General features: G+C 46.4%; 9 protein-coding genes and 3 pseudogenes. 6 read left to right on the forward strand and 6 right to left on the reverse strand.

The annotated features are described in order from the left end of the window. Positions 1 to 42: 42 nt before the first annotated feature. Entirely contained in the window at positions 43 to 1,083 is a 1,041-nt protein-coding gene (locus K0I73_RS15425) for an endonuclease/exonuclease/phosphatase family protein (RefSeq protein ID WP_220061942.1), read from the reverse strand. A gap of 100 nt (positions 1,084 to 1,183) precedes the next feature. Next, positions 1,184 to 2,008 (reverse strand): hypothetical protein, encoded by an 825-nt coding sequence (locus tag K0I73_RS15430; RefSeq protein WP_220061943.1) that lies wholly within the window; start codon positions 2,006 to 2,008, stop codon positions 1,184 to 1,186. 503 nt (positions 2,009 to 2,511) lie between these two features. Here K0I73_RS15430 and K0I73_RS15435 point away from each other — a divergent pair. From K0I73_RS15435 to K0I73_RS15455, 5 genes and pseudogenes are all read left to right on the forward strand, one after another. Beyond that, positions 2,512 to 3,171, forward strand: a complete 660-nt coding sequence (locus tag K0I73_RS15435; RefSeq protein ID WP_220061944.1) for a DNA-J related domain-containing protein — start codon at positions 2,512 to 2,514, stop codon at positions 3,169 to 3,171. A gap of 151 nt (positions 3,172 to 3,322) precedes the next feature. Next, positions 3,323 to 3,985 carry a thiol:disulfide interchange protein DsbA/DsbL gene (locus K0I73_RS15440; RefSeq protein WP_220061945.1) on the forward strand — a complete coding sequence of 221 codons (663 nt, stop codon included), beginning with the start codon at positions 3,323 to 3,325 and terminating at the stop codon, positions 3,983 to 3,985. Positions 3,986 to 4,229: 244 nt separating this feature from the next. Further along, a complete protein-coding gene (locus tag K0I73_RS15445; protein ID WP_220061946.1) occupies positions 4,230 to 5,303 on the forward strand; it encodes a DUF3083 family protein in 1,074 nt (357 codons plus the stop codon). Positions 5,304 to 5,418: 115 nt separating this feature from the next. Beyond that, positions 5,419 to 5,514, forward strand: a pseudogene (locus K0I73_RS15450) (GNAT family N-acetyltransferase); the annotation flags it as partial. An 80-nt stretch (positions 5,515 to 5,594) separates the two neighbouring features. Then, positions 5,595 to 5,765, forward strand: a complete 171-nt coding sequence (locus K0I73_RS15455) for a hypothetical protein (RefSeq protein ID WP_220061947.1) — start codon at positions 5,595 to 5,597, stop codon at positions 5,763 to 5,765. 2 nt (positions 5,766 to 5,767) lie between these two features. Here K0I73_RS15455 and K0I73_RS15460 read toward each other — a convergent pair. After that, positions 5,768 to 6,728, reverse strand: a pseudogene (locus tag K0I73_RS15460) (transposase). 429 nt (positions 6,729 to 7,157) lie between these two features. On the opposite strand from K0I73_RS15460, the gene K0I73_RS15465 reads away from it, so the two are divergent. Next, positions 7,158 to 8,645, forward strand: a complete 1,488-nt coding sequence (locus K0I73_RS15465; RefSeq protein WP_220064468.1) for a hypothetical protein — start codon at positions 7,158 to 7,160, stop codon at positions 8,643 to 8,645. 467 nt (positions 8,646 to 9,112) lie between these two features. On the opposite strand, the pseudogene K0I73_RS15470 reads toward K0I73_RS15465, so the two are convergent. The 3 genes and pseudogenes from K0I73_RS15470 to dsbC all read right to left on the reverse strand — a co-directional run. After that, positions 9,113 to 9,715 (reverse strand): annotated as a pseudogene (locus K0I73_RS15470) (tyrosine-type recombinase/integrase); the annotation flags it as partial. 172 nt (positions 9,716 to 9,887) lie between these two features. Next, on the reverse strand, positions 9,888 to 11,612 hold the full coding sequence (recJ, locus tag K0I73_RS15475; protein ID WP_220061948.1) for a single-stranded-DNA-specific exonuclease RecJ: 1,725 nt from the start codon (positions 11,610 to 11,612) through the stop codon (positions 9,888 to 9,890). A gap of 160 nt (positions 11,613 to 11,772) precedes the next feature. Continuing rightward, positions 11,773 to 12,516, reverse strand: coding sequence for a bifunctional protein-disulfide isomerase/oxidoreductase DsbC (dsbC, locus tag K0I73_RS15480; protein ID WP_220061949.1), 744 nt, complete (start codon positions 12,514 to 12,516; stop codon positions 11,773 to 11,775). Positions 12,517 to 12,550 lie beyond the last annotated feature (34 nt).

A 12,550-nucleotide genomic window follows, 5' to 3' on the forward strand; every position in this document is an offset into this window, starting at 1 on the left:
TCACGTTCGACGCCGATTTTAACTCAACAAATCAAATATAAATTACTGTCTCACTCTTAAAGTGATCATCACAGGCGCATGATCTGTACTGTGGCTGTCTCGGGCATACTCAGGATTAATCAAATGACGATCATAGGTATGATAGTGTTCGACCTCAGCAAGACATTGATCATTATGTGGATCGAACTCGCTGGATAACAAAATATAATCGATCACTGCCCCTTGGTTTTGATGATAATGGGTGGCAGGTCTTGCAACCGCTGCGGGGCAATAGTGAGAGTCTTCAAAGAGTTGATAAGCATCTTGCAAGCGATACTCTTGGAAGTCTTTATCCGAGAAGCTCGATAATAACCGAGTATCATCTAAGGTAAGACCCACCAACACGCCATCATTAAGGCTGTCATTAAAATCCCCCATCAACACCACGGCATGCTGTGTTTCGGCTCGGCGTTTGGCAATGGCATATCTAAGCAAATAGGCCTCACTGCCTCTGACAATGGCTGCACTCCATTTGGCCGCGGCCTCAATCGCAAAGCTAGATTGCATCTCAGTGACGACGCCCCCAAGAGACTCAAGCCCTTGCTCGACACCAAACTGCCCACGTTTAGACTTGAAATGCACCACATAACAATCACACAAACCTATGTAGGGTAACGCAAGTGTCGCCCGTAATGGCGTGCGGCTAAATTGAAAACTATCACTCAATCCCATCAGCGCCGCTAACTTAGACTCTAGCTTACAGGGCATGATATCGACGATAGGATGCTTAGACGCTAACGCCACCACTGGACTTCGATAGATAAAATCATCGATCACCTCTGGTTGATCAACGACCGCAAAATAGGGGTAGCCAGCATCGAGCATTAAGGTGCGCAGCGCATCGATGGAAAATACCTCTTGAAAACCGACAACGTCAGGCTGATGGGTCAACACATAGCGCGTGATCCAATCACACTTTTTCTGCCACTGCTCTTCGGAATAGATATTAATAAAATCATAATATGCAGCGGGAGGCGCAATAAAATTAAATAGATTAATAGTGGCAATTTTTAAGCGTTGCTCCGCTATGAAATCGATAGACAATCCGCCTCCTTAACACACCTAATCAAAGCTCACGATCTCAAAAGCAAAGCTAACTCCCAATACATCATCCCAAGCCATAGACCATCTAAGTTAAACATTATTACCATGGCATGTTAAATGAGACCTGCACCAGTAGGTCCTTATTCCATGGCAAGATAGGCAGATAATCAGGATCATCGGTCACCCCTCTGGCATAGGGCTCTAAGTTATATTCGGTATATTTAAGGCTCACAATCAACAAACTGTCATCACGCCATTCATGAGCGTCGTATCTGAGGGTCACTTCAGCTTCATTCTCAAGCCAAGCACTTCCATCGTTCCAATGTTGCAGTGATAGACCTAAATCAAACGAAGTGCCGAGATCAAAATGCGTATTGGCTGCAATGGTATAAGCCCCGGTTTTATTTTGAAAATCTTCTCTGTCATAGCCCCGCATACGCGGTACGTCATCATCAATTTCTAAGAAGTAATAGCCCGGGCCGACTTTTAACTCAGCCGAGAAGGGATCTGTTTGATATTGATAGCTTATGGTAGGAAAGAGTTTTAATTGTTTCTCAACGGAACTCACGGTATTACGCTTACCACCGACAGTGACATCCCAGTTAATGGAACTCGAAGGCGAAAGTTGAAATAGCTCACCTTCAGCAGCATATTCCGAGCTAAACCAAATAGGAATATGATCGGGATCGAGTTCATCCACATCATTATCGATGTAAATGTTGAGCTTACCCGAGAGCAAGATATCGCTTTGGGTCATATGTTCGAGCGAAAGATGAACTTGGGCACCAAAGGTATGCGAATCAGCCTCATCTACATAATAATCATGGCCGCCAATGCCTAAGCGCCAATCTAAAGCTTGAACAGAGGGTGAAATAAATCCTACCGCTAAGGCTCCGCTAATTAATACACGTTTCGATCTATTCACAATAATTCCCTCTATATAATTTTCACCGAAAAAACACCTAGCGACCTTAAAGCATCGACAACTACACTCTGACAAATTTAAGCACGATTTACCTTAATTGTCAGTAAATTAACACGCAAAAACCACAGTGTTTTGTGTATTTTTAGATGATTGCCAGTGTTATTTTGAGGTCATTTATTATGCTAATCGATTTTGCCCCTAATGACGGGATTAATCCCGTAAAATTAACTAACCTGAACTTAAACTAAATTGGATATTAGCGGGTTATGCGACAGGGTAAATAGCCCGAGTTATCCTTGCACTAGGGCATCAAAGATGAAGAAAACGATAACGTAAACTAGCTAACACTGAACAACATTTTTACCCCGTGATAATTTCAACATCAATAGTACCTTAGCCTTATCACGCCCAAAGTATAGCGATGAGCCTAGGATTTAAGGCTTGCGTTCTTTTTATGCTATTGCCATAGTAGAAATCATCGCCAATCACGGATGACTAAACCTATGTTGCCAGCAAAACCTTCTCTGATGAAAGCTCAGATCGATGATGAGAGCGCCGCAGGCTCCATGTTCTCAATCAAAGGCGACAACCCCCTTATTTGGCCACTACTTTCGCTACTCCAGAGTTCAAATCACAGCTGGAAAGTACATCACCTTGCCGCAGAACTGCAGCAAAAAGGCCTGTTGCAGAACCTAGATGAGAATGCCCAAAAAGCCCTGTTTAAACAAAACTTCTTACTAATGAATGCGCTGTTTGAACTACAACAGATGCTACTTCCGGGTAGCTGGCTGCAAGTAAAATCGATGGAGATCCAAATTTTCAGGATCATCCCTAGCGATCTCAACCAACAGTTATCTGAAGCCGATGCGTTACGGGATTACTATATGGATTGGCGTAACTACGACACCTGCCCAAACATTATCCAGGAGATGTTAGAGTCATTTTGGAATCGTTATGAACAATACATAGGCGCTAACCCCAATCTTATGCACAAGAGTCAGGCGTTACGGGTATTTGAACTCGATGACAGTGCCACAGACAAAATGGTGCGAAAACAGTGGCGTAAGTTAGCACTCATATGGCATCCGGACCGCGAAGGCGGCGATGCGGCCAAATTTCGACAGGTTTGTGAGGCTTGGCAAACTTTGCGCGTAAAGTTATAAAAAATCACCTCAATATACAACTTAGCTCACACTGTAGGCGCTGTTTCTTAGCGCCAGTTCAGTCATGCTTAAGCTTTCGCTATTATGCTAAAAACAATTCTGTTTTTACGCTTAACACTTTTGCACAGCGCAGCTGTCACTAGAGGACTCTATGATTAAACATATCGCATTAGCGCTCACCTTAGCCGTCGCGCCATTAAGCAGTTTTGCTGCACAATTTGTTGAAGGTAAACATTTCACTACGGTATCTGAAAAAGCCCCCAGCGCAGAACCCAAACTGACCGAGTTCTACTCTTTTTATTGCCACAACTGCTTCAACATGGAGACGCAATATCTTGGCGATATTAAGGCAAACCTAAAGCCAGAAGTAAGCTTCGACAGCAAGCATGTTGACTTTATGAACAGCGATATCGGCACCGAAGTGATGCGTTCGCTGGCAGTGATCCAAGATCTAAAAGTACAAGATAAGATGATCCACGCGATGTTTGCTGCCATTCAGGGTGATGAGGGGGCCAACGGACATGGTCATGACCACGATCATAGCGCCCACGACAAACCAGAAATCAACAACCGCGCCGATATCAAAAAAGTCTTTGCCGACAAAGGCATCGACATCAGCAAATATGATGAAATCGCCGACAGCAAAGCGGTAAATGAGAAAATAGCCCTATGGCGTGCCCAGCAACGGGAGTTCCGCATTCAAAGCGTGCCAACCTTTATCGTTAACGATAAATACTCCGTTAACCTCAGCGAAATGCGCACCCTTGGTGAGCTTATCGACCTCATTAACTATCTCGCGGTAGAGCACAAGTAAGCCCAGTGCTTAGCATCGATTTTATCTCAAAGGCTCCCATGGAGCCTTTTTGTTATACGCTTTGTCATTTAAATAATGCATATAACGGAATAACGATCTAAACATTAAACAATGGTATTTTAACCTTAGCATCATGATATGCCGCTAGCAGGAACAAAATGTGTGTTTACACATCATTTTGTCAAAATTTGTCGCTATCATCCGTATCAGGCGACATATAGTCAAATTACTACAAGGAGTATCTATGTCCCTTAGCCACAAGCAAAAAGTGTACATTCCAAAGGACGTGAGAAGTAATCAATATATCACTGCGGAGATCAAGGTAACCGATGAGTTACTAAGCCATTACCCTGACTACAACACATGTTACCAAACACTGAGTCGCACTATTTTCAACCTCGCCATTGAAGAAGATATTCGCAATATTCATGTGATCACCAATGATAAGTTACCCGTCGTCCGCTTCCATACCGAGGCGTATTGCTTCCCAACTGCAGAGCAGATAGTGTTTTTCTATAATCCTCAATACCATGAAGCGCAAACCCTTCATAGTCAGGAAGGTTACCGCGCACGTAAGATCAGAATTGTGTTCTTAGCCACGGGTGATGAAATTCGCAGTAACTCGGCTAATTTTCACATTAAAGTGCGCTCTTTTCTCGGAAAGTTAGCGCCACAACTGCCTGAAGCCGATCTCAAAATAAAGATCCGTGATCATCAACATCTCTCTTACGATCTTTTTGCAAAAGCCAAAGGTAACAAAGAAACCTACGGCTATAAGCTGCGCCCTATCGACCTAAGATATAAAGCAAGAAACTGCCCCCTGCCTGACGATCATGGCTCCATTTGCTATGTCACGGTAAAACTGCCCCTAAGCCGCAAACTTAAACAAGAGATATTACCAACGCATAGCGAAGACTACACACCGCTGTACCAAAAACTAGAGGAGACATTTGTCCAAGCGGCATCGACCAAGCAATTGAAGCAAATAGCTATGGTTGCCAATGGCTTAACACCGCTGGTACGCAACAGTAAATATGATCTGGTTGAAAGCACCGATGAAGTACAGATGCTGGGTTTCGATCCCAATCAAGAAGCGCAGCAATTTGTGAGTCATTGGGATGGGAAACGCTTAGTCGAAATGGTGAATTTTATTATCGTCGCCGAGCCAAAAGACTGTAAAGATGCGGGTTTAGGTCGTTTTCTGAATCAGGTCGAAGATGCACTCAAGCTGCTGACCTCAGATCTAGCATTAGATAAATCTCGTGAAAGCTTAATCGTGCGATTCCATCAGCACATTAGCTATCACACCGCTAAGTAAAGTCAGGTCACAAACCGCTAACTCATAGCCTTAACGCATGAGTTAGCGGCAAAATAAGTCAACACAAGTATCTTGAACTTCGAATCAAGGTTGGCAAATTCACTAAGCCTCTATTGTTGCATTCCCAGTTGTTATCGTTGATGCCAAAGACGGTGCAAAACATTTCTATGAACCCTATGGCTTTCAGGCACTTAAAAATGCTGAACAATAAAAGTGAAAACAGAGTGAAAACTAGCAAAAGTGAAAACTAGCCACCCATTATAAAACAAAAACATAATAAGCTTTCTGTTCATGTTCACTCACCGTGATGTGATTTGCTCATCTCTAGGTCGATACGATATTGCCGGAATATTGATGTATGACGACATTAAGCCTGCTGACTTGAAATGGCGTATTTCAGCAGCACTAAACCAACCTATTGCACGAAAAGAACAACAGGTTTTGTTTGCAATAAAGCGTTAATATCAGTCTATTTTGAAATGCTGACAGCTCGTTGCAAAGTGCCGTCGTCGCTTCTCTAAGTGTTCACAGTAATGGGTGAGTGCTTGTAATGTGCCCACCGGGCCATGAAAAAATTGACCAAATTCGCTAATGAGCTTAACCCAATTTTCATGGGGGATATTCAATCTTGTCAGTACGTTAACACTGTTTTCATTGATGGCGCCACGTTTATCGTCACGAATATTACGTCCAGTATCATCTACCAGTTCAAGATAGTCTGTTAACGAGAAAGCTATACCATTCGGTTGATTATCGCGTTCATTGCCGATAAAAGGGAGTAGCTTTTTGGGCTGTTCCCCCTTTAAGGCAGCCTGAATGCGTAGTTGAACACTGGTATGCTCTGAGCCCTCAGGGGTTGCGGCCATCTTGACTCGAATGGGGTTCAAATCAACGTAGGCCATGCAGGCTAAAACCGCGGCTTCATCTAACAAAGCTTGGGATTTAAAGCGTCCTTCCCAGAATCGACCCGTACAGTTATCTTCTTGATTTGCTTGCCGAGCAATGGGTTCGTTTAAACATCGCATGAACCAACTAAGGTCACACAGCCGACTTCGGTAAATCGCAATCGCATGCCTTAGCCTGACCACTTCGTGAGGTTCAACTAACTCACCTTTTGCGAACTTTCGCGTTAAGTCATCGCCGTTAAACAGCTTATGCCACTGCTCAACTACTTCGCGGTCTGTCCAGCGATTTGCGGTTTCCACATCGATATACAACACCACGTGCAGATGATTCGACATTACGGCAAATGCTGCCACATCAATGGCAAAAACGGTTTCAAGTTCAAACAGTAGCGTTTCAATCCAACTACGGCGATGGTCATAATTCTTGCCTGAAAACTTATCATCGCCGCACAACGCGGCTTCAACAATGGTAGTAAGGTGTGTCTTCAAGGCTAATTTGGGTACGGCGAGGGCGCGGCATAAATACCTCCTTGTTAAATGCTTAATCAAAGCATAGCGGAGGTTTGCTACTGTGCCATTAATTCAGGGTGTCCTATTAATACTACTGAACACGGTGACGTGAAAGATCGAAGGTGTACATATGTTGCTATTTTGTTTTCATTGTCGTTGAATTCGTGGTATTCAATTTGCCTGTGCACCAAGGTTATGCGGTCATCCTTGATGAAATCCAAGGAAAACTTTATATTTCGCACATTTATTTTCAATTAAATTAATGACTTACACTGGGGCTTTTTAGTAACTCGCACAAAAAGGAACTTGGATTGACTCATTTTTTGGCAAAAAAAGGCCATTTGTGGAAATGAAATGATCAATTCAATTCTTCCTTGCCGATGCAGTATCTTTACAACGCCCGGCAACAAAATACAGGGAAGAACAAGGAGGAAACCGAATGTCTTTATCACCAGCTTTTTTAAGCCGGATCCATCGTCTGTACACAGGGTTGACCAATTTCACTCATTCATCGAAACCGGCAGGCGCGGGGCTCTTCATAGTGCTCGCCTGCTCCATGGGAGCACTGCAGGGCTGTGACGGAAATGAAAACGCTCCGACTGCGCGACTTACGGCAATGGAATCGTCTAACGTGCCCGGCCGAATGGAACTCGATGGCAGTTTTTCCGTTGCAGGCGGTGAGAGAAAACTGGTTTCTCATACTTACACAGTAAAAAACCAGGATACGGGCGAAACCGTCTATGGGCCGGTTACCATTGAGGGCGGGCCGAACCGGGGGCCGCTGAAAGTCCATCCCTACGCTGATACCGCCTCAACCCAGGGGGTCAAAGACGTTTCGGGGAACTACCAGGCGACGCTCACCGTCATGGACGATGTGGGCCAGACGCACACCGCAGTGACAAATTTCGCCCTGGGTGGAGCAGTTTCTTACGCTATCGAGGACTGCGATGCAACCTGTTCTCTTGCCTCCGGCAATTCAAACCAGGTGGTATGCACCCTAAACACCAGCTGCAACCAAGCAGTTTTCTGGACCAACATTGTCACCCAGGCAAGCCCCCTCAACAGCGCCGTAGACGAGAATACAACTTTATGGATACAGGCTATCGGCGCCGGAGGAGGTAATGGCACTAACGCGACTTTCGGCGGAGGATCGGGATCAGGCGGAAAAGGAGGCTTTGCCCAGGTGGTAACCACAGGCAACAATTATGGAAATATCTTCGGAAACGCGATTTTCTACTACTACCTAGGGCAAGCGGGAAGTCACGATGACAGCGGAGGGGCCGGAGGCGCCGCCACGATCGTGGCGAGCTTTGAGCCGAACGGCTCCCTGCCGCACAGCGATATTGTTCTGATAGCCGGCGGCGGTGGCGGTGGCGGCGAGGGCAGCTCTCTCTTCAGCGGTTCCATTCAAGGCGGCGGTGGTGGCGACGGCGGCTTTGCGTATTCAAGCCTGGTCGGCAAGTCGGCTATCGGTGTAGGCACAGCCGCGTTTTTTGATGGTTTGGATGATTCAGTAAGCGGTCTGGGCGGTGGTGGAACCGCTTGTACTGAAGGTGTGGCCTGCGGCGGTGGCGGTTATAACACTGGATATCAGGGTTTCGGCGGAGCGTCGGGCGGTTCGGGTTCCGAAGGATCAAAGGGCTGGATAAATGGTGGCCCTAATCTTGCGGTCAATGCCGGGAAAGGTGGCGAGGGCGGTAACCCGGCCAGCTGCGGTGGGGGCGGTGGAGGCGGCGGCTACGGAGGCGGCGGTAGTGGAACCATAGATGGCATGTACTCTAAGGACGCTTACCGATGCTATGGCGGTGGCGGGGGCGGCAGTTATGCGATGCCTTCAAGCAGGACGGACAGCAAGGCCCCGACTTCTTATGCCGGAAACTCCGGAAACGGTGAAGTCCTTTTCATCTTCAACACAGATCCCTCATAGAAGGTGCCTGAAACGTGCTGGCTTGAAAGACATCAAGATTAGCAAGTCGACTAAAGTCGTTTGAGTCTTTTGTCAAAAAGCAACTAACAAATAAGAATAAGTGTCGCATCGCCGACACTTTATTTGGCTGTAGAACAAGCCCGTCGCTTTATTAAGTAAATTGCTCGGATGGGCACAGGAAGGAAGAGCGCCCGCCACTGTTTGACAGGCGAGCGTCGCCATGAAGCATATGAGCCAATGCTCTCAAACAACAAAGTCGTCTGCTTCCTTTTTCCCAATTTGAAGTTATCCGAAGCAGACTGTTTCGATAGCAATTCCTAATTCGAAACTGTCTAACAACGCTTTAGAACGACCACTTTACATCGATAATGCCCCATTTCGCGTTATAGGGCTGCTGAAGCTAACTCTACAAGCAGTAAGTTGACCAAATTTAAGTAATGCTACAGAGTTTCTTGAATACTCCGGCTTTAGTAAGTGTCTAAAGGACTTGTTGTCCCCACGAAATGTTGGCCAAGTACATGTGTATAGATTTGTGTTGTACTCACGTCATTGTAGCCAAGTAACTCTTGAACACTTCTGATATCACGACCTGCTTTAAGCAGATGAGTTGCAAAGCTATGACTAAACGTGTGACAGGTGACGCGTTTATTTATTTGAATACTACGCACGGCATTCCCGAGCGCTTTACGAATAACACTTTGATGCAAGTGGTGCCTGCAAAGCGTTCCAGTATAAGGATTAATGCCGGTTGATTTTGAAGGAAAAATAAACATCCATCCGGGTTGCCTAAACACATTGGGGGACTTACGTTCTAATGTATTTGGCAGAGATGGACCTATCCCTTGTAGATTGTCATGCTGTTGGATCTTAGTAGCCTTTTCAATATATGTAGTGAGCTTTTCTGCGCATTTATGGCCGAGGATGGTTTGCCTATCTTTTCGCCCTTTTCCATCTCTAATCGTCAGTGTAGCCCGCTCCATATCAATATCTTGTACGCGTAACCGGAGGCATTCTGAAACTCTCAATCCTCTACCGTAGTGTAACTCTATGATTCGTCGTTCCCTCACATCCTTGTGATCACGCCATTGGTACTTCCATGCACAGCACCCACTGGACAGACATAAAGTAACTGCGAAGGTGAGACCTTCAAACGCCTTTAATCAATCCTCACTCAGCCAGACGCTAAAGCTCGCATCTTGAAACCCGTAGCTCGTAGCTCGTAGCTCGTAGCCCAAAGCCTAATCACTTTGGTTCTATCTGCTCCACCATAAATTGCAGACTCTCATTGCCCCTAAATTCATTAATATCCAGCTTATAAGCTACCTGAGCAAACTGGATGGTGGCGTCGGGCCAGGTTTTCAGGTCGACATTAAAGGCTATCGCATCGACCATAGTCTGGCCACACTCAGTCTCCAGCACCAGTTTGAGATGACGCTCACCAACGATGCGCTGCTGCACCACCCTAAAATAGCCATCAAATACTGGCTCAGGGAAGTTCTGCCCCCAAGGACCTGCACTTCGTAACTCTCGAGCAAGATCCATGGTCATCTGATGAGGTAAAAGCTCACCATCGCTAATGATCTCTCCGGTTAACTGCTCTGATGCCAATAGCTCTCGCACCGCTTCATCATAGGCTTTGGCAAAACGGCCAAACTCACCCGCTCTAAGGGATAATCCCGCCGCCATCGCATGACCACCAAATTTGATGATCATTCCCGGATGTCTGGCATTGATCAGCTCAAGTAGGTCGCGCATATGCAAGCCTTTTATCGAGCGCGCTGAGCCTTTAATTTCGCCCTCGTTTGCCTCGGCAAAGGCGATAACGGGGCGGTGATATCTGTCTTTAATGCGTGAAGCTAAAATACCGATCACCCCTTGGTGCCAATCGCTCTGATAGAGCGCGATTCCCCAAGGTAGGTCCGATTCATCCAGCGCTAACGCTTCTAGGCTTTTTAGTGCCTCTTGCTGCATATCAGTCTCGAGATCACGTCGCTCGGCGTTTAGACTATCGAGTTCACTGGCCATACGCCGAGCTAGCATGATGTCATCACACAATAAGGTTTCGACGCCCAGCGCCATCTCATCTAAACGCCCTGCGGCATTCAGCCGTGGGCCAACGGCAAAGCCGAAATCAGATGCGACAATGCGTGAGGTATTGCGCTTAGCGACTTCGAGTAACGCGGTGATCCCTGGGCGGCAACGTCCTGCTCGTACCCGCTTTAAGCCCGCATCGACCAAAATCCGGTTGTTGGTATCGAGCGACACCACATCGGCCACGGTACCTAGGGCAACAATATCGAGTAGGCTCGCTAAGTTAGGCTCAGCAATAGCTAACTGATGATACCAATCTCGCACCCTCAGTTCGGCGCGAAGCGCTGACATCAGATAGAAAGCAACCCCAACCCCTGCGATCGATTTACTGGCAAACTGACACTCGGCCTGATTAGGGTTGACGATCGCATCGGCATCGGGAATGGTTTTACCCGGTAAGTGATGATCTGTGATAACCACATCCATCCCCAGCGCTTTGGCCGCCGCGACCCCCTCAATCGATGAGATACCGTTATCGACAGTGATCAGCAGCTGCGCCCCTTTTTGATAGGCAACAGTAACTATCTCAGGACTCAGGCCATAGCCATAATCAAAGCGGTTGGGAATGAGGTAATCCACCTGCTGCGCGCCCATCATTCGCAGCGCTAACAGGCAGACACAGGTTGATGTCGCGCCATCGGCATCGAAATCGCCCATGATCAAGATCTTGCGGTTATTGGCTATCGCATCGGCAATGATCTTAGCGGCAACATCAAGGCCTTTCATGGTGTCGGGACGCAATAGGTTAGCCAGCGCTAACTCGCAATCGGCATCGCTACAACCACGGCTGGCATAGGCCTGTTTTAAAATGGGAGAAAGATGGGCTGGTAGATGATTATCATCGACCTTAGGACGGCGAACTATCTTATGGATCACAACAGAGACAACCTAAGAAAACAATGGCAATAGCATAACAAAGGCGGCGGCAGAACACACAGCAAAACTGGCTTTAAGAATGAGCAAAGAGGAGGGAATCGATATTTGTGCCAATAAAAAAGGTGAGCCTTCGCTCACCTTCTCACTGACTCAACAAGGACTATTGCGCGCGCTCTAATGCTTGGAACAGCTGCTGCGGAGGTTGATAGCCAGGGATCATAGTGCCGTCTTCTAAAATAATCGCTGGCGTACCGTTCACCCCAAGAGTTTGGCCAAGATTATACTGCTGAGCAATTTTTGCATCACAGTTTTTAGCCGAGCTAACAGACTTACCCGCTTTAGCATCGTTCATCGCTTTAAGAGGATCGGCTGCACACCATACCGCTTCCATGTCGTTAGCATTCTTTGATGGAACGCCTTGGCGAGGAAAGGCTAAATAACGCACAGTAATACCAAGGTCATTGTATTCCGCCATCTGGTTATGCAATTTACGGCAATAACCACAGGTGATATCGGTAAATACGGTAACAACATGCTTTTCATCTTTAGCTTTATAGACCAGCATATTATTTTCAAATGGCTTAATCATCTCCATGCGAGGCCCAGCTAATGCCGCTTCGGTAAGGTTTTTCATACCATTATCGAGATCATATAAATTGCCATGAAACAACTTAGAACCATCTTGACTAATGTAAAGCACACCACGGTTGGTTACCGCTTCATAGAGGCCAGGCACCGCAGATTGAGTCAGACTCTGTACCTCAACGCTTAAGGCATCTGATAATTTTTGTTTTAGTTGCTCGCCGTTATCAACGGCGCTATCAACGGCGCTATTCGATGCTGCAATCGCAAATGGCATTACGAGCATGGCGCATAATAGGGTAAGAGCTCGAGTAAAGTTCATTAGATATCCTGTACAGTATTTGGGCTACAACAAT

It is taken from the genome of Shewanella mesophila (assembly GCF_019457515.1).
Classification (GTDB): Bacteria; Pseudomonadota; Gammaproteobacteria; order Enterobacterales; family Shewanellaceae; genus Shewanella; species Shewanella mesophila.

Excerpts from the sequence above, each read along its gene's own strand:
- K0I73_RS15440 (WP_220061945.1), top strand. The coding sequence starts at position 3,323 with ATGATTAAACATATCGCATTAGCGCTCACCTTAGCCGTCGCGCCATTA.
- dsbC (WP_220061949.1), bottom strand. The coding sequence starts at position 12,516 with ATGAACTTTACTCGAGCTCTTACCCTATTATGCGCCATGCTCGTAATG.
- K0I73_RS15445 (WP_220061946.1), top strand. The coding sequence starts at position 4,230 with ATGTCCCTTAGCCACAAGCAAAAAGTGTACATTCCAAAGGACGTGAGA.
- K0I73_RS15465 (WP_220064468.1), top strand. The coding sequence starts at position 7,158 with ATGTCTTTATCACCAGCTTTTTTAAGCCGGATCCATCGTCTGTACACA.
- K0I73_RS15435 (WP_220061944.1), top strand. The coding sequence starts at position 2,512 with ATGTTGCCAGCAAAACCTTCTCTGATGAAAGCTCAGATCGATGATGAG.
- K0I73_RS15455 (WP_220061947.1), top strand. The coding sequence starts at position 5,595 with ATGTTCACTCACCGTGATGTGATTTGCTCATCTCTAGGTCGATACGAT.